A 19,025-nucleotide genomic window follows, 5' to 3' on the forward strand; every position below is an offset into this window, starting at 1 on the left:
AGCCTAGAACAGGCTGGTTCTCTTACAAAAACCCCGAAACTTTTCGTGCTTCAAAGGGCTTTAAGATCATTTTGCTGTACCTTCTGAGCGACTTCGATCTCAGCACGTACAATCTGGATCTGACGGCTCAAACTCTCACGCAGTTCAATTTGATCCGGACCAACACTAGTCCACTGACTTTTCAGCTCATTAAGCGTTTGGCGTGCATCATCGATAGAAAGATCCTCCAAAGCACGGACCGAATCGGCTAAAATCGTGCAATGGTCCGCTGTCATATCGACAAAACCACCACCAACAAAACAACGCTCTAGAACCTTGCCATCCTGGTACAAGGTCACAACGCCACCACGAAGCTGTAGCATCAATGGGGCGCGGCCTGGCATAGCCGCAATATCCCCTTCCGTCCCCGGAACAACCGCCATATCGACCTCACGGTCGGTATAGCGCCTCTCCGGACTGACGATTTCAGTGCGAAGCGGCATGGATCAACCCTCCTGCTTCATCTTCTCGGCCTTGAGTTTTGCCTCCTCAATGGAACCAACCATATAGAAGGCACCTTCTGGCAAATGATCACACTCACCATTCACAACGGCTTTGAAAGAACGCACCGTATCTTCCAACGCGACCAACTTACCAGGAGAGCCCGTAAAGACCTCTGCTACATGAAAGGGCTGCGATAAGAAACGTTGAATACGGCGCGCGCGACCAACGACCAGCTTATCTTCCTCAGACAGCTCATCCATACCCAAGATGGCAATGATATCCTGCAGCTCTTTATAATTTTGCAGGATACTCTGAACAGAGCGTGCCACCTCATAATGCTCTTCACCCACAATTTTAGGGTCTAAAGAGCGGGAGGTAGAATCCAACGGATCAACAGCCGGATAAATACCCATCTCAGCAATAGAGCGGCTTAGAACGGTTGTTGCATCAAGATGGGCGAAGGTCGCTGCGGGGGCAGGGTCGGTCAAGTCATCAGCGGGAACATAGACAGCCTGAACAGACGTAATAGAGCCCTTCTTTGTAGAGGTAATACGCTCCTGCAGTGCGCCCATCTCAGTTGCGAGAGTCGGCTGATACCCCACAGCAGAAGGAATACGCCCCAACAACGCAGAAACCTCAGAGCCAGCCTGGGTAAAGCGGAAGATATTATCCACGAAGAAGAGAACATCCTGCCCCTCAACATCACGGAAATACTCTGCCACGGACAGACCCGTCAAAGCCACGCGCGCACGGGCACCGGGCGGTTCATTCATCTGCCCATAGACCAAGGCGACCTTAGAGCCATCATCACCGCCATTTTTATCGAGCTTGATAACGCCCGCACCCTGCATCTCATAATACAGGTCGTTTCCTTCACGCGTACGCTCACCCACACCAGCAAAGACCGACACGCCACCATGTGCCTTCGCGATGTTATTGATCAGCTCCTGAATGATAACGGTTTTACCAACACCAGCACCACCAAAAAGGCCGATTTTACCACCTTTCAGGTAAGGGCAAAGCAGGTCGATAACCTTAATACCCGTTACGAGAATCTCCGTATTGGCTGCTTGCTCCTCAAAGGATGGTGCAGGCCGATGGATTGGAAAACGCTTATCCGTTTTAATCGGGCCACGATCATCAACAGGTTCACCAACGACATTAAGAATACGCCCTAATGTTGCTGGCCCGACTGGAACAGTAATTTGCGCCCCTGTATCCGTTACCTCTGCCCCGCGCGTGAGACCATCTGTCCCCTCCATAGCGATACAGCGGACCTGGTGCTCGCCGATTTCTTGTGCGACTTCCAAAACAATCGTTTGGTCACCGTTCTTGACATGCAACGCATTCAAGATATGGGGCAATTTATCGGTAAACTGCACGTCCACCACAGGCCCACGAATCTGGGTGATCCGTCCGACACCTACGCCGGCATGGTCAGCAGAGCGGTTGATTTCCTCAGACATCAGATTTCTCTCCTGCATGATCTCAGACGGCTTCCGCGCCGGAAATAATTTCGATCAGCTCGTTAGTGATATTGGCCTGCCGCGTACGGTTATATGTAAGTGACAGACGCTCGATAGCCTTGCTCGCATTCCGGCTGGCATTATCCATAGCCGTCATACGGGCCCCTTGCTCACCTGCAGCACTCTCTAGAAGGCCAGAATAAAACTGCACCTCTAAATTGCGCGGCAAAAGTTGCGCCAAAAGCCCAGGCCCATCAGGCTCAAACTCATAAATAGCGCCATCTTCCCGCTTACTGGCATTGTCATTTTCTGCCACAGGAAGCGGAACAAGGCCTAATTTCTGAGGCTCCTGCGTCATCGCATTCACAAAGCGATTTCTCAAAAGAGCGCAGGCATCAATCTCCTCGGCCTCAACCATATCGACGACCTTCTTGGCGAGTTGCTGGGCCAAAGCGTAGGCAGTCTTTTGAGTGCTGGCGTCGTTATGAAACGACTCCACAATAAGGTCAGCATAATAACGCTTAAAGACCTCTGTCCCCTTACGCCCCACTGTTAACAAACGAACAGTGCGCCCCTCTGATTGCAACGCCTCAATCTCCTGGCGGGCCAGACGAATGATGTTCGCATTAAAACCGCCAGCTAAACCACGATCAGACGTTACAACCACAAGAAGATGTACATTATCCTTCCCGGTTCCTGCCAAAAGCTTAGGCAGGATGGAAGGGTCCACCCCTTGAGACACCGCCGCTAACTCGCCCATCATACGCCGCATGGTATCAGCGTAAGGCCGGGCCGCTTCGGTTTGATTTTGGACGCGCCTCAATTTCGAAGCAGCGACCATTTTCATCGCGCTGGTAATTTTCCGGGTTGATTTAACCCCGGCAATTCTCCCGCGCAGTTCCTTCAATGAAGCCATGACCTAGATCCTCAGGCCGTGAACCGTTTACCGAAAGCATCCAACAGGGACTTTAACGTACCCTCACTCTCCGGCGTTAGTTGCTTCTCTTGATGAATTTTCGCCAACAACTCCTTACCGCTACGCCGGACTTCCTCCAGAAGAGCTGCCTCATAAGAGGTCACCTGGTTCACAGCGATGGAATCCAAATAACCATGAGTACCAGCATAGAGTACAACGACCTGCTCAGCCGCAGAGAGAGGAGAGGTTTCTGGCTGCTTCAGCAACTCCACAAGGCGGGCACCGCGGTCCAATTGACGGCGTGTAGCGGGGTCAAGATCAGACGCGAACTGGGCGAAAGAGGCCATCTCACGATACTGAGCCAGCTCCAGCTTAATGCTCCCGGCAACCTGCTTCATTGCCTTGATTTGCGCGGCAGACCCAACACGAGACACGGACCCACCAACATTCACAGCGGGGCGGATACCCTTATAGAAAAGGTCCGTCTCCAAGAAAATCTGCCCATCGGTGATGGAAATCACATTGGTAGGAATGTAAGCAGATGTATCACCAGCCTGTGTCTCAATCACCGGTAGACCCGTCATAGAACCACCGCCGCATTTATCGGACATCTTGGCAGAACGCTCCAAGAGACGGGAATGGAGATAGAACACATCCCCAGGAAACGCCTCGCGCCCTGGCGGACGACGCAGAAGCAAGGACATTTGACGATAGGCAACAGCCTGCTTGGAAAGGTCATCGTAGCAGAGCAGGGAGTGCATACCGTTATCGCGGAAATACTCACCCATAGCCGAGGCAGAATAAGGGGCGAGATACTGCATTGGCGCGGCATCGGATGCTGTTGCTGCCACAACGATGGAGTATTCCATCGCCCCGGCTTCTGTCAGCTTACGCACGAGGTTTGCCACTGTGGAACGCTTCTGCCCGATAGCCACATAAATGCAGTAGAGCGTCTTTTTAGGGTCACCCTCGGAGTTTACTGCCTTCTGAGCGATGATTGTATCAACCAGAATAGCGGTCTTACCTGTCTGGCGGTCACCAATCACAAGCTCACGCTGGCCACGCCCGATAGGCACAAGGGCATCAATGGCTTTAATCCCCGTCTGCATCGGCTCGCTAACAGATTGGCGCGGCATAATCCCTGGGGCACGAACATCAGCACGACGATGCTCAATATCGTTTTCAATAGGACCACGGCCATCAATCGGGTTCCCTAGCGCGTCTACAACACGCCCTAGAAGGCCCTTACCAACAGGAACTTCCACAACCTTGCCGGTCCGTAGGACAGTGTCACCTTCGCTGATCTCATCACCATCACCAAAGACAACAACACCCACGCTGTCATTTTCAAGATTGAGGGCCATGCCACGCACGCCACTCCCCTCGAACTCGACCATTTCCCCAGCCTGAACATTGGTCAGACCATAAACGCGCGCGATACCATCCCCAATGGATAGGACAGTCCCCGTCTCTGAGACGGCCTCTGGCTGATCGAAAGACGCGATTTGCTGCTTGAGAATTTCTGAAATCTCGGCGGGACGGATATCCATCACGCGGCTCCCTTCATGGCGTTCTGCAGACGGGCCAGACGCCCGGCGATCGATGTATCAAAAAGAATAGACCCAACACGCACAGTCATGCCCCCTAAAAGGGACTGATCGACACGCTCGGTCATGGCGACGTTATTATAACCAGCCTGCCGCAAACCGGCACGTAGGCTCTCGCGCTGACCATCATCCAGCGGTTGCGCGGTGGTTACTTCTACTGGGACTTCCCCACGCTGTTGAGCATCCAAAAGGACAACAGCATAAAGAATTTCATCTAGGCCGGACAAACGGCGCTGCCGCGCAATAAACCCGACAAATCGACGCACCGCATCCCCAAGCTGCAACGTTGCAACAAGACTCTTCACCACCCCTTCAGCTTGGCTAAGCTCAAGGCGCGGGTCAGCCAAAGCGGCGCGAAGCTCAGGCGATTGTGCAATCGCCTCACGCAATGTCGCTACATGCTCCAGAGCAGTCGCTTTATCTTGTTTGCTATCTGAGAGATATTCCTCAAAGGCCCGGGCATAACGCTGCGCCACTTCTCCTGGCGCTCTGATCTGCTTATCCTGTGCAACCGTCACGGGTTCATTCCGTCTTCATGAGGTTCTGCTTGTCGGCCGGTTTCCCAACCTCCCCTAACCGGTTGCCTCAAGGGACGATCACAAAACTGCAACCCTCTCCTAAGACCGGAACCCGGCCAGCGTTTCGTTCACAACCACTAACACGGCCTTCCCCTCTAACGCAACTAGAGCTCTTTGCCATATAGACGCGCCCTTTGCCGGCTTTGCCTATCACCCTAATAACGCAATCCTATCCTTATCAGGCTACTCAAAAGACTCACCTGCACAATAGGTTTAATCTCTTGAAAGATTAAGATTTTTCTTATTCTCTCGCAGTCTCTAACACAGAGAATCACTACACAGCACACAGCGTATTTAGAAGGCATGACTCCACGCTCACACACCCCCTACACCCTTATCCCTGCATAGAAAGCATAGCGGAACTGACAAACAAAACGCACGCCACCAGCCCGCAGCAACACTAGGTGAAACCCCTAGATATGGAGCCACCAAATATTTGAGCATAATTTTATGAGAAGCTGGAGCGGGCGAAGGGAATCGAACCCTCATCAGAAGCTTGGAAGGCTACTGCATTAGCCATTATGCTACGCCCGCTCTGGATGTCGCGGCTTATACATTATCCCCTCTCCCCAGCGCAAGAGATTCTGAGCTACCCCTTAACATAATAAAGTTTTTCCATTTTCATGGAGATTGCTCTTGACTTTATAGCGTTCTCGTTATCTTTTCCTGCCCATCATCCAGCCCACGGGTCAGATGATTGAGGTCGATTCGACCCTGAAGGGGTGTAGCTCAATTGGCTAGAGCGCCGGTCTCCAAAACCGGAGGTTGCGGGTTCGAGACCCTCCACCCCTGCCACGTCATACCCTGCCTGATCTACTCACCTTACGATGAGGTGAGAGGTGAAGGCCGCAGTCGATTTGAGGATAATGGTGTCGGTCACAAAGCCGAAAGGCACTTCGCCGAAAAGGCCCCCGGCCCAGAAAGGCCAAGGATTTAGCCTTCGCAGATATTTTGCAGATGTTCGTGCCGAAGCCAAACGTGTAACATGGCCTACACGGCGCAACACTATTGTAACGACCGGTGCTGTGCTGGCGATGGTCGTTGCAACCTGCATCTTCTTTTTTGTCGTTGATCAAGTCATTGGTCTGGGAATTAGCAAAATTTTGGGCATCGGAGGCTAAAGAAACATCATGGCAAAGCGTTGGTATGTTGTGCATGTTTATTCAGGCTTCGAGAAGAAGATTGCTGAGCATATCCGTGAGCAGGCCGATAAGAAGGGCCTGAGTGACCAATTTGAGGAGATTCTCGTCCCCTCAGAGGAGGTCACAGAGGTACGCCGCGGACGCAAGGTAAATGCGGAGCGTAAATTCTTCCCCGGTTATGTGCTGGTGAAGATGGAGCTATCAGACCAAGCATGGCATCTCGTCAAGAACACCCCCAAAGTGACGGGCTTCTTAGGGACGCGTAATAATCAGCCAACGCCGATTAGCAATGCAGAAGCCAAGCGTATCCTCCAGCAGGCACAGGAAGGTGTGGAGCGTCCACGCTCCAGCCTCAGCTTTGAGATTGGCGAGCAGGTCCGCGTCTCTGATGGGCCTTTCACCTCCTTCAATGGCAGTGTTGAGGATATTGATACAGAGAATCAACGCTTGAAGGTGAGCGTCTCCATCTTTGGCCGCTCTACACCGGTTGATCTCGATTATAATCAGGTCGAGAAACTCTAAATAACGCTGTCTCTGGCACACTCAATGCCCGCCCGCTCACGCCTTTATACAACAGGGTGAGCGGGCTTTTTTTAGGCAAGAGCCCCATCTAAACCAATGTGCAACGCTCTTTAGCGTTGCTCTGGCATAGTCGGAAGGCTGGATAAAAGCTGGATGGCTTGGTCCGACAACACACCAACCCCTTCTGCTAACCCAGCGACAAGAGCGGCCTGACTGCCAGATACAGGCTGCGGTGATACCCATTGCACAGAGGTCGCACGCGCCTGCGCTATTGGTGTCCCTGCCCTATGTGCTGACAATACGCCACTGATAATAGCATGGCCGGACTCATCCTCCTCAAAACGAGAGAGGCTTAACTCCACAAAAGCCCCCGGCCCCACTGCTACAGACTCATTTTGTGAAAACACGATATGGCCTGGTAAGCGTTGGCGCAAATTCGCCACCAAAGCATGGCCTATCATCTCATTAAGCGGCTCACTCCAGGCTGCACCGGGGACGATATGGTCCTGCGCGTTGCGCGTTACTTGCACAATACCATCTTTATCTAGCCGTGCCGTAACCGAGGGTGTACGCACCTCGACCACTTGTGGCACACGCATCCCCGCCAGAGAGGGTACAACAGTCCCTTGCTGAGGAGCCAGCACATAATAAGACGTTGGCCCGCTACTACAGCCAGCTAAACCTAACACAGCCAGAAATGTTAACTGGCCCCATCGCTTACCAAGACACATGGAGGAGGAATGGAGGAAAGTCATCATAAATCAGTGCTTCCGACCTACAATAAGAGATGAAGGGTGACGGTCCAAATAATCAGCTAACATCTGGAACGAACGAGACATCCGCGTTAATTGCACAATTAAGGCTTCGATATTCCGGCGGGCATCTGTATCGCCCCCATAAGCCCCTAACAAAGTTCTCGCTTGGCCCAGCGCCCCATTTAAATTCTCCATAACGGCGGGCAAGTTTTGGTCTGCATGATCCAATAACTGATTAAGAGACTCTAAGGACCCCCGCAAAGCCGTGATAGAGCGTGCCACGTCTGGGCTTTTTAGGCGCTCATCACTATGAGCGAGAAGATCATTCAGATGCTCTCCCATTTGGGTCAATGGCATTTCGGCAATTTTATTTGTAATTGATGAGACGGACTGGAGAATACCATCCATGCCACCTGGCTCACTCGGAATCACAGCCACGCCATTATGAAATTGAATCGTTGGCCCAGTCTTCCCTGCGGCTTCATGCACAAAATTGAAGGCAATCATCGATTCACCCGTTAAGAAGCTCACATTCTGGACCGATGCACGCATTCCCTCCGCGACGAAATCCCCCAACAGCTTGGATGTATCCGTCGGGTCGCCATCACTTTCACCAGCAACACGCTCGGGCTCTAGCTGCATCTCAACACGTACACGTGGATTATGAGCTTTATTACCCAGCTCCAAATGTACACCCGTAACTTGGCCAATTTGCAGACCAAACATGGTCACTTTGCTGCCCTCTGCTAACCCGCCGATGGAGGTATCAACATAAGTGACGGCCCTCAACCTGTGCCGGTAGCGGGCATTATCAGCATCATCCTGCGTCTCATAAAGATGGAACACGGAATTGGATGTAGCAACAGGCGTATCCTCATTCTGCATCTTATCAGGCCGCCCAAAAGCAATACCGCCAGAGAGCAACGCTTGGATAGATTGCAAACGAATTTTCAACCCACCAGGACCAAAGCCAATCTGCATCCCCGATACATTCCAAAAACGGCTATCGGTCCGCAGATAACGATCATAAGGAGCTTTTACAAAAACCCTTAAAAGTAATGGCCCTTCCCCACCTGGTGGCACGGTGTACCCCAATACTTCTCCCACCTGTATATCACGGTAGAAAATGGGAGCACCCGGCCCTAAAGAATTCAACTTAGAGGAGACTAACCAATACATACTCCCTGGTTGATCTGACCGCACACCGGGCGGATTCTTCAACCCTTGGAAATGATCTTGATACCGTCCCCCTTCTGGCTCACCAGGGTCCATCGCGATATAAGCCCCAGAGAACAGCGTATCCAACCCGGTAATACTCGTCCCATTAATGCGCGGGCTAACAACCCAAAAACGCGTATGTTGATTCAACGCACGGGAATCAACACCACTCATTTGGACAGTGACATCCGCATGGGTCATATCAGGGCTTAACGTCACAGACTGTACAACACCAAGTGTCACAGCCTTATTCTTCACCTGTGTTTGACCGGGAATAATGCCATCAGCAGCATCAAAGGAGATAACAATACGCGGGCCCATCGTGGCAAAATGCTGCCATACCAACCACCCCGATATCCCCAACGCAATGACAGGAATAATCCAAAGGACAGAAAAACGAGCCGGACGGGTCTCCCCTGCTACGTTACGCCACTGCCCTGGATGTTTCTTATGCTGCTCGTCACTCACGCTTTTTCAGGCTCCATATCCTGTAATGCCGGTTTATCGCTTTCTCTTATCTGCGAGGTGCGATCAAACGATTCCTGATTATATCCTGCGGCATCCCACATGCAGCGTGGGTCATACAAATCCGCTGCGAAAATGGTTAATACCACCACCATGGCAAAAAAGACCACACCAGCCTCTGCCTCCACGCTTGCCATAAGGCCAAAGCGTACAACAGCTGCCAAAATAGAAATCATGAACACATCAATCATCGACCATCGGCCAATGAATACAACGACCTTATAAAGCCGCGTCAACCGCCGCAGCACTTTAAATGAAGCGCGTCCGCGATACTGACAGATCATCATAAGGCCCAGCAAAATAATCTTTAAAACAGGTACGGTGATACTCGCAAACAACACCAATAACGCTAGAAAATAAAGATCAGACTGCCAAAGCTGTATAACACCAGAAATAATCGTACTAGGATGCCCATGGCCCATTTTTACAAAAGCCATTACCGGCAATAAATTAGCAGGAATATAAAAAATAAAAGCCGCCAACAAAAACGACAACGCCGCCCGCAAACCATTACGCTTCCGCCGCCGCAATATCTGCCCACATCGCGGGCAATCCCCCATATCGCGCTCATTCTCTACAGCATGCCGTGCTACAAAGCTCATACCGCACGCATGACAAGAGAGCATATGCTTCTCCGGTGGGATGACGCGATTTTTAATCTGATACACACCCAATTTACGCCGATATGGGATGGAACGATGATGCCAAATCATCTCCGCATCAAATGTGGAATCCATCGCCGCCATCAACACCATCAACCCACCCAGCAAAAACACCCCCGGCTGAAGCGTAACAAGGGCTAGGTCCACCAACTTAGTGTAGGCTACCAACACACCTATGACGAAAACCTCAACCATCGACCACGGGCGCAGCCGCTCGTACCATGCCATTAATGGACGTACCCAAAGGGGCATCTCTCGGCGTGAGGCCCCGTAAAGGATCATCGCCATAAGGCCAAGGACAATGCCGGGCATCAGCACGCTTGCAAGCAATACCAACATACTGATTTCACCAAAGCCTTGCCGGGCAAGCTCCATAGGCCCCCGATAAAGCGATACCGTGCTCTCCCGCCCATAGACATTGATCGTCAATAGCGGGCTTACCAATAACACGATATAAAGAGCTAATGAGGCGAGGCAAAAGATCAACGGCCCGCCGATCTCATCCGTTTTACGACGGCGTGCCATTGTCTCCCCGCACCGTGCGCATGTCAGCACATGACCCGGCTTTAACGGTGGAAAATGCTGGAACAAGCCGCACCCAGCACATTCATGCACGCCTTCTACAATCTTGAGATGAGGTTGTTCGCTCTCATGCCGCGTAAAGCACAACGCTCCGCCTTGGCTCCACAACCCCTTATGAAAATGGTCTTTTCTAAGCATCACCTTCTCATGCTCTGTCGCGTGCTTACCTACAAGCCCGCCTCACCTCTTAACAAGAAATATTTTACCCACGCCATTGCTCCCTTTTACAATTTTTTGTATAGGCTCGACCGGACGCCGACATAGCTCAGGGGTAGAGCAACTGATTCGTAATCAGTAGGTCCTCGGTTCAATTCCGAGTGTCGGCACCATGTTCCTTACCTCGGAGCGGCAAACAGCATGACAGCAGATGTGCCGTCATTCCTCCCCGGGCATGGCATCGCTATTCTCCCAGCAGATTTTTGGCTGCTCTTTTTTTTCCTCCTCCTCTTTTTGCAATATCGCCGGCATGTACGACGCAAACATAAAGCGTGGCATCTTCTCTGTCGTCTTATTGCTCATCATCAAAACACACTCGCCCAACGCCGCCAAATCTGCTTAACGAAAGATCATTACGGTATAATCCATAAAAAACGCTGGGACACAGAGCTTAATTATTTCTGCCAGACAATTCTACACACTGCATTAACACAGCAACATCTTAGTGCCTTTTGGCCATCTCTTCAGCATCGTACAATCCGGCGGATTAATCGCGTCACGAAAGTGATCCTCAAGCGTCAAAGTGAGGCTCTTAACCATCTTCAAGAGAACGCTGCTAGCCTCCCACCAGAGCATTTCACGACCGCTATGGACCCGCTAGATTATGAGCGTTTCTGCGCTGGGTTACTGCAAAAAGCGGGATGGCAGGCTACGCCAACCCCACCGGGAAGTGACCAAGGGATGGATATTCTTGCCGAGCAAGCGGGAGTATATTTTGTACTTCAATGCAAGCTCTATACACGGCCAGTTGGCAATAAAGCCGTGCAGGAGATTTTTGCAGCACGGCAGCATCGGCATGCTCATTATGCCGCTGTGGTTTCTAATGCCGGTTATACACGCTCCGCTCGGCAATTAGCCCACGCAACGGGTGTCCATTTGCTGCATCACGACCAACTGACAACCCTAACCCTTGAGACACTCCAACCTGCCCCAGATTTGTTCCAGACATAAGAAAGGCCGGCTTTTACACCGGCCTTTCCTCCCTTCAGAACACCTAAGCTTTAGGAGGCTGCTGGGACGCGGATCAAATGATCAAAGGCGGAGAGAGCGGCCTTTGCCCCTTCACCCATAGCGATGATGATCTGCTTATAGGGCACCGTGGTCGCATCGCCAGCAGCGAACACGCCGGGGATGGAGGTACGGCAGCGTTCATCAATGCCGATCTCACCGATGCGGGACATCTCAATGCTGCCACCTTTCAGCCAGTCTGTGTTCGGCAGCAAGCCAATCTGCACAAAGATACCGTCAACATCGATGCTATGCTCGCTATTATCCTTCACATCCTGCCAGCTTAGGCCCGTCATCTTACGGCCATCACCACGAATCTCGGTTGTGCGTGCATTCACCACAATATCGACATTCGGCAAGCTACGGAGCTTATTTTGCAGCACCTCATCGGCTGTTAAGACCGGGTCATATTGGAGCAGCGTCACACGGGAGACGATACCGGCGAGGTCGATAGCCGCTTCCACACCGCTATTACCACCGCCAGCCACAGCCACCGGACGTCCCTTAAAGAATGGGCCATCACAATGCGGGCAGTACGCCACACCGCGTGTACGATATTCTTCCTCGCCCGGTACGTTCAGCTGACGCCAGCGAGCACCCGTTGCCACAATGATAGTACGCGCCTTAAGATGCGCGCCGCTCTCCAGCACGATCTCATGCAGCCCACCTTCCTTCTCAGCAGGGATGAGCTTTGCTGCACGCTGCGCCGTAATGACACGGACATCATAGCTACGAACATGCTGCTCCAGATTCTTCGCCAGAGCGGGGCCTTCTGTCTCCGGTACAGAGATAAAGTTCTCAATCCCAGCTGTATCCATGACCTGACCACCAAAGCGTTCAGCCAGAATACCAGTCCGCACACCTTTACGCGCGGTATAAATCGCCGCAGCACAGCCTGCCGGGCCGGAGCCAATCACCAACGTATCAAATGGGGCTTCATCATTCAGCTTCTCAGAGGCTTTTGCGGCACCCTCTGTATCAATCTTAGCCAGAATCTCCGGCAGTTCCATCCGCCCGGTGGAGAAACGCTCCCCATTGAGGAAAACTTGCGGCACAGAGCGTACATCACGCTCATTCACCTCATCTTGGAACAACGCCCCATCAATAGCGGTATGATGGATGTTCGGGTTAATCACGCTCAGCGTATTGAGAGCCTGCACAACATCTGGGCAGTTATGGCAGGAAAGGGAGAAATAGGTCTCGAAGTGAAACTCACCCTTTAGAGCCTTAATCTGCGCAATCTGCTCAGCCTCAACCTTGGGGGGATGACCACCCACTTGTAGCAGAGCCAGCACCAGAGAGGTGAACTCATGCCCCATTGGGATGCCGGCAAAACAGACCTGAACATCAGAATCCGCAGCACGAATCACAAAGGAAGGACGGCGAGAGTCCGTGCCATTATCTTGATAGGAAACTTTATCAGAGAGTTCGGAAATTTCTGTCAGAAACTCCTTCATCTCACGGGACTTGTCGCCATCATCAAGGGACGCAACAAGCACAATATTATGGCGCAGATGCTGGAGGTACCCTCTCAGCTGGCCTTTAAGATCATCGTTCAGCATGATTCTCTCCAAAAGCTCTGGTGCTAAATTGCACTCTAAATGAGGGCGCAAGCCCTATAAAAAAGGAGGCGCGCTACAGCACAGCACGCCTCCCCCAAAAGGTGGGGAGAGGCCCCACCAATATCCCTTAATAGGGCGCGATCAGATCTTGCCGACCAGGTCCAAAGAGGGGTTCAGAGTAGCTGTATCGCCGCCCTCTTTCCATTTAGCAGGGCAGACCTCACCAGGGTGAGCTGCAACATACTGAGCAGCACGGATCTTATCGAGCAGCTCGGCAGCACTACGGCCTACGCCCTCGGAAGTGATCTCCATGTACTGGATCTTCCCTTCTGGGTCGATCAGGAAGGTCGCACGATCAGCTGTGTGGCTGCCATCAGCGCGCAGAGCATCAAAGTTACGTGCAATATCACCAGAAGGATCGCCGATCATGGTGTACTGCACTTTCCCAATAGCTGGGGATGTGTCGTGCCATGCTTTATGTGTGAAGTGCTTATCGGTAGAAACACCGAAGATCTCTACACCCAGCTTCTGGAATGTCGCATAATTCTCAGCGAGGTCTTCCAGCTCTGTCGGGCACACAAAAGTGAAGTCAGCCGGATAGAAAAACACGACAGACCATTTGCCGCGCAGGTCTGCATCAGAAACCTGAAGGAACTTACCATCACGGAAAGCCTGAGCGGTAAAAGGCTTAATTTCGGAACCAATAGCAGGCATGAAGACCCCCTTAATTTACTAACGAATTGTAGACTTCCACAGGGTTTGTGGATGCTCCCAATGGGAGCAACCTAAACACGAGAATGTCAAGCAGGTTTGTTTCTACCCCCCGGCCAAAAGAACGTCTAATTGAGAGTTGTTATGAGTATAATTAAGAATCATTATCAATCTTTATGAGTTTCAATCTTTCCCTCTTGGCTCTGCCTCCAACTCCGCTTATGGATAGAGTCTATGTCCTACGTTCCTCTCTCCGGTTTGTCCCTACGGGACATCGAATATGTTGTCGCAGTTGATGATCTGCGTAATTTTTCCCGCGCGGCTGAGCGTTGTGGCGTCAGTCAGGCGGGGCTTTCTGAGCAAGTGCGCAAGCTAGAGCAGCTTCTTAACGTCACTTTGTTCGAACGCTCCCGCCGGCATGTTGCCCCCACGCCAGAAGGTGAACGGCTCATTGCCTTAGGGCGCGATGTCCTCGCCTCTGCCCGCAATCTGCTAGAGGTCGCCCGCGCTCATACGGGGCCGCTGGATGGCTTGCTGCATATTGGCGTCATTCCCACCTTGGGGCCTTATTACATCCCCGGCCTTCTCCCACGCTTACGCCAGAAATATCCCCAACTGGGGCTGCGGCTGAACGAAAATACAACCCCCAACCTTGTCCAACTCCTAAGGCAGGGTAATCTTGATGTTGCCTTTATGGCACCAACAGCTGCAACCGAATCGCTAGAACATGCTCCGCTCTTTCAAGAGCCATTTTTGGCTGTGTTCCCCAAAGACCACGACCTTGCCAACAAAAAGGGCCTTTCCATAACGGATCTCGCCCGGCCTGATTTACTTCTTTTAGAAGATGGGCACTGCCTACGTGAACAAGCCCTATCCCTCTGCCCTAGCAACTTCCGCTCTCAAGACCAACGGCTTGCAACCAGTTTGGAAATGCTTTGGCATATGATCGGTGCGGGAGAAGGCTTTTCGCTCATCCCTCGTCTTGCCCTAAATAACCGGCAAGAATTTGAGGGATTAGTCACGATTCGTGAATTGAATGAGCCAGAAGCACGACGGACCATTAGCCTTGTTTGGCGTCCGTCTGATCCACGGGCAACGTCTTTCCGCGAGTTGGCCAATTTCCTCCGTGTTGCCACGCCGGAGGGGTGTCTCCCTCTCCCTAAAACCAAAATTCCAACCTGATAAAACCTCGTTCGGTTATAGCGCCATAAACAATAAAAAGGGCCGGGTGAATCACACTGCACCCGGCCCTTTTGTAAAGGAGGTTTTCCCTCCTCTGCCGTTAGCTCAGAGCCATCAACTCCGCATTACCACCAGCAGCTGCCGTGTTAACGCTCACCAACTTCTCTTGCAGCAGCGCCTCTGGTTGAAGCGTTGCACCATCTGCCCAATAAACCAGCGGTACAGGGGCATCCGGGTTCTTGAGATGATCTGCTACAATCTGCCACAGCCCCTCATTCGCACTCTCAGCAAGAATGACAGAACATGCCTCGACATCCTCTAACGAATCAGCAGGATGAATCGCCTCCCGTAGGACATCTGGCATGGTCTCCAACGTCTTAATTACTGCGGGGGCAGCAAGAGCAATGACCTCATTGCCACAGCTAATTGCATAGCTGATCATGCGCTTTAGGCCCTGCTCCGTCTCTGCCACAGCGAGGACACGGCCCCGTGGCTCCAACGTGTAGGTATTGCTCTCCCCAACCGGGGATGGCAGCGCAAGCTTGCAGGACAGCAAGCCATGATCCATCCAAGGTGTGACCTCATGAGCTAGATCGCGATCATTCGTACCCAGCCATAGCAACCATGAGCGTGCCATAGCCGGCATTGCCCCCGGCTGTGCGAGTGGCGTCCGTGGGGCTTCAGCCAATTGGCGGCGCAAGGCCAGCGGCCCCCCAGCCTTTGGCCCCGTGCCAGAGAGGCCATGCCCACCAAAGGGCTGCACACCCACAATCGCCCCAACAATATTGCGATTAACGTAGATGTTCCCTGCTTCAACCCGCTCCACAAGGAAGTCAATGCGAGAGGCAACACGGCTATGCACACCAAAGGTGAGGCCATACCCCCCTGCATTACTGCGTGTGATAAGGGCTTCCAGCTCATCACGTTTATAGCGTAGGACATGCAGCACAGGGCCGAAAATCTCCCCGCCAACATCAGCGATGGAACTCACCTCAATCAAGGTTGGTGGCACAAACGTCCCCCCTTGTGTTTCCTCCTCCACTGTTGGAGCTTGGAAGACAGGGTGATTCCGGCGACGTAGAGCCTCGATGTGATCGTTAATCCCTTTGCGAGCGACCTCACTAATGACAGGCCCAACATCGGTTGCCAACTTGGCGGGAATCCCGATCCGTAGCTCTTCCATCGCGCCTTTCAGCAAGGAGATGATACGATCCGCAGCATCTTCCTGCACGCATAGCACGCGCAGAGCCGAACAGCGTTGCCCCGCACTATCAAAAGCGGAGGAGACAATATCCTTCACCACCTGCTCTGGCAAAGCGGAGGAATCGACAATCATCGCATTCAACCCGCCAGTTTCCGCCACAAGCGGTACAGGCTGGCCATTGCGGCCTAAACGGCCATTCAACTGACGTGCAATAATCTGCGCAACAATGGTAGAGCCCGTAAACATCACACCACCGATGCGCTGGTCTGCCACCATGGCCGCCCCAACATCCCCTTCACCAGGAAGGAACTGAACAACCTCCTCTGGCACACCTGCCTCATGCAGAAGCTTCACAGCTTCCATAGCAATCAATGGGGTTTCCTCAGCCGGTTTAGCGATGACGGTATTCCCCGCAGCCAAAGCAGCGGACACCTGACCAAGGAAGATCGCTAACGGGAAGTTCCACGGGCTAATACACACCACAGTGCCTAGGGGGCGGTGCGTCTCATTATTAAACTCCCGCCGGACTGTCCCGCCATAATAACGCAAGAAGTCGATCGCCTCACGGACCTCAGCCACAGCATTGGGGTAGGACTTCCCTGCCTCACGCACGGCCAGCCCCATATAGGCAATGTAGCGTTCCTCCAGCAAATCAGCAGCGCGCTCTAAAATCGCACCACGTTCCTCAGCTGGACGGGCGGCCCAACCTGCAAAAGCTGCTTCTGCAACATCTACAGCGTGGCGAATATCCTCAGGCACCGCAAAGGTCACTTGGCCGACCTGATCCTTGCGCTCTGCGGGGTTTGTAACGGGATGAACCGGACGCGTCGCCTCACCCAAACCGGGTACTAGCGGATGAGCCTCATACTGCTCTGGCAGGCTGTAAAGCACCTCGCCAAGATGGCTCAAAACAGGCTCATGGTTTAAGTCCATACCCTTAGAGTTTTGCCGCTCTGGCGCGAACATATCGAGCGGTTTTTTAATCTCAGGGTGAGGGGCTCCCACAGGGCTGTAAGAGCGCGTAACCTTAACAGGGTCCTCCACCAATTTTTCTAGCGGAATGTTGGGGTCACCAAGCAGATTGATGAAGGAGGAATTCGCTCCGTTCTCCAATAGGCGGCGGACGAGATAGGCCAACAGCGTGTCATATGTCCCCACCGGGGCGTAAATACGACAAGGCCGGTTGAGGTTCTTTGCCCCCACAACGCGCTCAAAAAGGGCCTCACCCATGCCATGCAGACATTGGAACTCAAATTGCCCCAGTTGGAAGTCCTGACCAGCCATTGCGTAAATCGTGGCTACTGTCCGCGCATTATGTGTCGCAAATTGTGGGAAAATCGCATCCGTTGCCCCTAAGAGCTTACGCGCACATGCAATATAGCTAACATCCGTATGGCATTTACGCGTAAAGACGGGGAAGTCCGAAACACCATCAATTTGAGCCTTCTTCAGCTCGCTATCCCAATATGCCCCTTTTACGAGGCGAATCATCACACGGTGATGCGTCTCACGGCCAAGGGCGATGATGTAATCCAACACAGCCGAAGCGCGCCGCCCATAAGCCTGCACAACAAAGCCGATGCCATCCCAATCCGCTAACTCTGGGTCGCGGCACAAAGCTTCCAGAATATCGAGCGAAATATCCAGCCGTTCGCTTTCTTCAGCATCAATATTCAAGCCGATATTGTAATGCTTCGCCCGCACAGCGAGGGCTTTTACAATTGGCAGCAGCTCCCCCAACACGCGCTCACGCTTTGCCCGCTCATAACGCGGATGCAGGGCAGAAAGCTTAATGGATAAGCCGGGACGCTCATAGACATTCTCACCCTTAGCCCGGCTGCCGATAGCCTCCAACGCCGCATGATAAGACGCCTGATACCGCTCGGCATCGGCATGGTCCAACGCAGCCTCACCCAACATATCGTAGGAATAGGTAAAGCCTTGCACCTCACGCTTGCGGGAATCCTTCAATGCGCCTTCAATAGTCTGGCCGAGGACGAATTGCTGGCCCATCATCTGCATTGCAAATTGCACAGCCCGGCGGACAATCGGCTCCCCACGATCACGCAGCAGACGATGAATCACGCCCATACGCCGCTTAGGCGCAACGAGACGGCCGGTAATGTCCAACCCCCATGAGGCTGCATTAATGATCAAACCACGATCACGCCCCATATGGGAAAGCCAGTCCCCCACACCAACTTGGTCCCGAATCAACGCATCACGCGTGGCATGGTCTGGTGTACGCAGCAAAGCCTCGGCCATGCTCATCAGAGCCACACCCTCCGATGAGGCAAGGCTGAACTCTTGCACCAAGGTCTCAACAAGGCCTGGCTGGCGATGATCGCGCAGCGCACGCGCTAGAGAAAGCCCAACTTTGCTGGCGATTGCTTCCTCATCAACGCTCATCTCAGCGGCTGGAATTAAAGCCTCAACGCAGGCTTGCTCTGGGTACCGGATTTTCTCGGCAATGGCCTTCCGTAGGACAGAACGTTCCGGCAATGAACCAAAATGACGCACAAAATAAGCCATACCAAACCCTCAAGCTGATAGCGTGATAATCACTTCCCATTGTTGGTGGAGAAGGAACTTCTCTACCTCCAGCCAGACCATGAAACATAGGGGGTTGTCCATATCCAAAAGGAAGATTTGTGCAAAATATATTTTAAAATCGAAACATTCTTAA

Annotated in this window: 15 protein-coding genes and 3 tRNA genes; 6 read left to right on the forward strand and 12 right to left on the reverse strand. The window is 52.6% G+C overall.

From position 1 onward, the window contains the following. Window positions 1–50 precede the first annotated feature (50 nt). The 6 genes from NQF64_RS07940 to NQF64_RS07965 form a co-directional block, all read right to left on the reverse strand. Window positions 51–482 (reverse strand): F0F1 ATP synthase subunit epsilon, encoded by a 432-nt coding sequence (locus tag NQF64_RS07940; RefSeq protein WP_099027544.1) that lies wholly within the window; start codon window positions 480–482, stop codon window positions 51–53. 3 nt (window positions 483–485) lie between these two features. Next, on the reverse strand, window positions 486–1,949 hold the full coding sequence (gene atpD, locus NQF64_RS07945) for a F0F1 ATP synthase subunit beta (protein WP_266107021.1): 1,464 nt from the start codon (window positions 1,947–1,949) through the stop codon (window positions 486–488). A 22-nt stretch (window positions 1,950–1,971) separates the two neighbouring features. Beyond that, the gene (locus NQF64_RS07950) at window positions 1,972–2,865 is read right to left on the reverse strand and encodes a F0F1 ATP synthase subunit gamma (RefSeq protein WP_099027542.1); all 894 of its coding nucleotides are present in this window, start codon (window positions 2,863–2,865) and stop codon (window positions 1,972–1,974) included. Window positions 2,866–2,876: 11 nt separating this feature from the next. After that, on the reverse strand, window positions 2,877–4,415 hold the full coding sequence (gene atpA / locus NQF64_RS07955; protein ID WP_099027541.1) for a F0F1 ATP synthase subunit alpha: 1,539 nt from the start codon (window positions 4,413–4,415) through the stop codon (window positions 2,877–2,879). Continuing rightward, window positions 4,415–4,990, reverse strand: a complete 576-nt coding sequence (atpH, locus tag NQF64_RS07960) for an ATP synthase F1 subunit delta (protein ID WP_266107022.1) — start codon at window positions 4,988–4,990, stop codon at window positions 4,415–4,417. Before atpH ends, atpA begins: the two co-directional genes overlap by 1 nt. A gap of 519 nt (window positions 4,991–5,509) precedes the next feature. Continuing rightward, window positions 5,510–5,584 (reverse strand) — tRNA-Gly (locus NQF64_RS07965). A 184-nt stretch (window positions 5,585–5,768) separates the two neighbouring features. Between NQF64_RS07965 and NQF64_RS07970 the strand changes: the two genes are divergently transcribed. The 3 genes from NQF64_RS07970 (at window position 5,769) to nusG (ending at window position 6,714) form a co-directional block, all read left to right on the forward strand. After that, a tRNA-Trp gene (locus NQF64_RS07970) sits at window positions 5,769–5,845 on the forward strand. Between the two features lie 71 nt (window positions 5,846–5,916). After that, on the forward strand, window positions 5,917–6,171 hold the full coding sequence (secE, locus tag NQF64_RS07975; RefSeq protein ID WP_099027546.1) for a preprotein translocase subunit SecE: 255 nt from the start codon (window positions 5,917–5,919) through the stop codon (window positions 6,169–6,171). A 9-nt stretch (window positions 6,172–6,180) separates the two neighbouring features. After that, window positions 6,181–6,714: a transcription termination/antitermination protein NusG gene (gene nusG, locus NQF64_RS07980; protein ID WP_099027539.1), complete on the forward strand. Its 534-nt coding sequence runs from the start codon at window positions 6,181–6,183 to the stop codon at window positions 6,712–6,714. A 110-nt stretch (window positions 6,715–6,824) separates the two neighbouring features. Here nusG and NQF64_RS07985 read toward each other — a convergent pair whose 3' ends face one another. Genes NQF64_RS07985 through NQF64_RS07995 form a run of 3 tightly spaced genes read right to left on the reverse strand, consistent with a single transcriptional unit; the run spans window position 6,825 to window position 10,594 of the window. Continuing rightward, entirely contained in the window at window positions 6,825–7,472 is a 648-nt protein-coding gene (locus NQF64_RS07985) for a PqiC family protein (protein WP_266107023.1), read from the reverse strand. 3 nt (window positions 7,473–7,475) lie between these two features. After that, a complete protein-coding gene (locus NQF64_RS07990; protein ID WP_257875215.1) occupies window positions 7,476–9,155 on the reverse strand; it encodes a PqiB family protein in 1,680 nt (559 codons plus the stop codon). After that, window positions 9,152–10,594, reverse strand: coding sequence for a paraquat-inducible protein A (locus NQF64_RS07995; protein WP_099027537.1), 1,443 nt, complete (start codon window positions 10,592–10,594; stop codon window positions 9,152–9,154). The genes NQF64_RS07990 and NQF64_RS07995 overlap by 4 nt, the downstream gene beginning before the upstream one ends. Before the next feature lie 116 nt (window positions 10,595–10,710). Between NQF64_RS07995 and NQF64_RS08000 the strand changes: the two genes are divergently transcribed. Next, a tRNA-Thr gene (locus NQF64_RS08000) sits at window positions 10,711–10,785 on the forward strand. 28 nt (window positions 10,786–10,813) lie between these two features. After that, window positions 10,814–11,623, forward strand: coding sequence for a restriction endonuclease (locus tag NQF64_RS08005; RefSeq protein WP_266107024.1), 810 nt, complete (start codon window positions 10,814–10,816; stop codon window positions 11,621–11,623). A 50-nt stretch (window positions 11,624–11,673) separates the two neighbouring features. On the opposite strand, the gene ahpF is transcribed toward NQF64_RS08005, so the two are convergent. Together ahpF and ahpC are read right to left on the reverse strand one after the other, a co-directional pair. Continuing rightward, complete coding sequence (gene ahpF, locus NQF64_RS08010) at window positions 11,674–13,242, reverse strand: alkyl hydroperoxide reductase subunit F (protein WP_099027535.1); 1,569 nt, start codon at window positions 13,240–13,242, stop codon at window positions 11,674–11,676. 141 nt (window positions 13,243–13,383) lie between these two features. After that, complete coding sequence (ahpC, locus tag NQF64_RS08015) at window positions 13,384–13,956, reverse strand: alkyl hydroperoxide reductase subunit C (protein ID WP_099027534.1); 573 nt, start codon at window positions 13,954–13,956, stop codon at window positions 13,384–13,386. A gap of 231 nt (window positions 13,957–14,187) precedes the next feature. Between ahpC and NQF64_RS08020 the strand changes: the two genes are divergently transcribed. Next, the gene (locus NQF64_RS08020; RefSeq protein WP_099027533.1) at window positions 14,188–15,135 is read left to right on the forward strand and encodes a hydrogen peroxide-inducible genes activator; all 948 of its coding nucleotides are present in this window, start codon (window positions 14,188–14,190) and stop codon (window positions 15,133–15,135) included. A 100-nt stretch (window positions 15,136–15,235) separates the two neighbouring features. Here NQF64_RS08020 and putA read toward each other — a convergent pair whose 3' ends face one another. Further along, window positions 15,236–18,871 carry a bifunctional proline dehydrogenase/L-glutamate gamma-semialdehyde dehydrogenase PutA gene (gene putA / locus NQF64_RS08025; RefSeq protein WP_266107026.1) on the reverse strand — a complete coding sequence of 1,212 codons (3,636 nt, stop codon included), beginning with the start codon at window positions 18,869–18,871 and terminating at the stop codon, window positions 15,236–15,238. Window positions 18,872–19,025 lie beyond the last annotated feature (154 nt).

The organism is Bombella saccharophila, assembly GCF_026385475.1.
Taxonomy (GTDB): domain Bacteria; phylum Pseudomonadota; class Alphaproteobacteria; order Acetobacterales; family Acetobacteraceae; genus Bombella; species Bombella saccharophila.

What these genes read in the sequence shown, in the direction of transcription:
- NQF64_RS07940 (WP_099027544.1), bottom strand. Translation starts at nt 482, where the DNA reads ATGCCGCTTCGCACTGAAATCGTCAGTCCGGAGAGGCGCTATACCGAC.
- atpD (WP_266107021.1), bottom strand. Translation starts at nt 1,949, where the DNA reads ATGTCTGAGGAAATCAACCGCTCTGCTGACCATGCCGGCGTAGGTGTC.
- NQF64_RS07950 (WP_099027542.1), bottom strand. Translation starts at nt 2,865, where the DNA reads ATGGCTTCATTGAAGGAACTGCGCGGGAGAATTGCCGGGGTTAAATCA.
- atpA (WP_099027541.1), bottom strand. Translation starts at nt 4,415, where the DNA reads ATGGATATCCGTCCCGCCGAGATTTCAGAAATTCTCAAGCAGCAAATC.
- secE (WP_099027546.1), top strand. Translation starts at nt 5,917, where the DNA reads ATGGTGTCGGTCACAAAGCCGAAAGGCACTTCGCCGAAAAGGCCCCCG.
- nusG (WP_099027539.1), top strand. Translation starts at nt 6,181, where the DNA reads ATGGCAAAGCGTTGGTATGTTGTGCATGTTTATTCAGGCTTCGAGAAG.
- NQF64_RS07985 (WP_266107023.1), bottom strand. Translation starts at nt 7,472, where the DNA reads ATGATGACTTTCCTCCATTCCTCCTCCATGTGTCTTGGTAAGCGATGG.
- NQF64_RS07995 (WP_099027537.1), bottom strand. Translation starts at nt 10,594, where the DNA reads ATGCTTAGAAAAGACCATTTTCATAAGGGGTTGTGGAGCCAAGGCGGA.
- NQF64_RS08005 (WP_266107024.1), top strand. Translation starts at nt 10,814, where the DNA reads ATGACAGCAGATGTGCCGTCATTCCTCCCCGGGCATGGCATCGCTATT.
- ahpF (WP_099027535.1), bottom strand. Translation starts at nt 13,242, where the DNA reads ATGCTGAACGATGATCTTAAAGGCCAGCTGAGAGGGTACCTCCAGCAT.
- ahpC (WP_099027534.1), bottom strand. Translation starts at nt 13,956, where the DNA reads ATGCCTGCTATTGGTTCCGAAATTAAGCCTTTTACCGCTCAGGCTTTC.
- NQF64_RS08020 (WP_099027533.1), top strand. Translation starts at nt 14,188, where the DNA reads ATGTCCTACGTTCCTCTCTCCGGTTTGTCCCTACGGGACATCGAATAT.
- putA (WP_266107026.1), bottom strand. Translation starts at nt 18,871, where the DNA reads ATGGCTTATTTTGTGCGTCATTTTGGTTCATTGCCGGAACGTTCTGTC.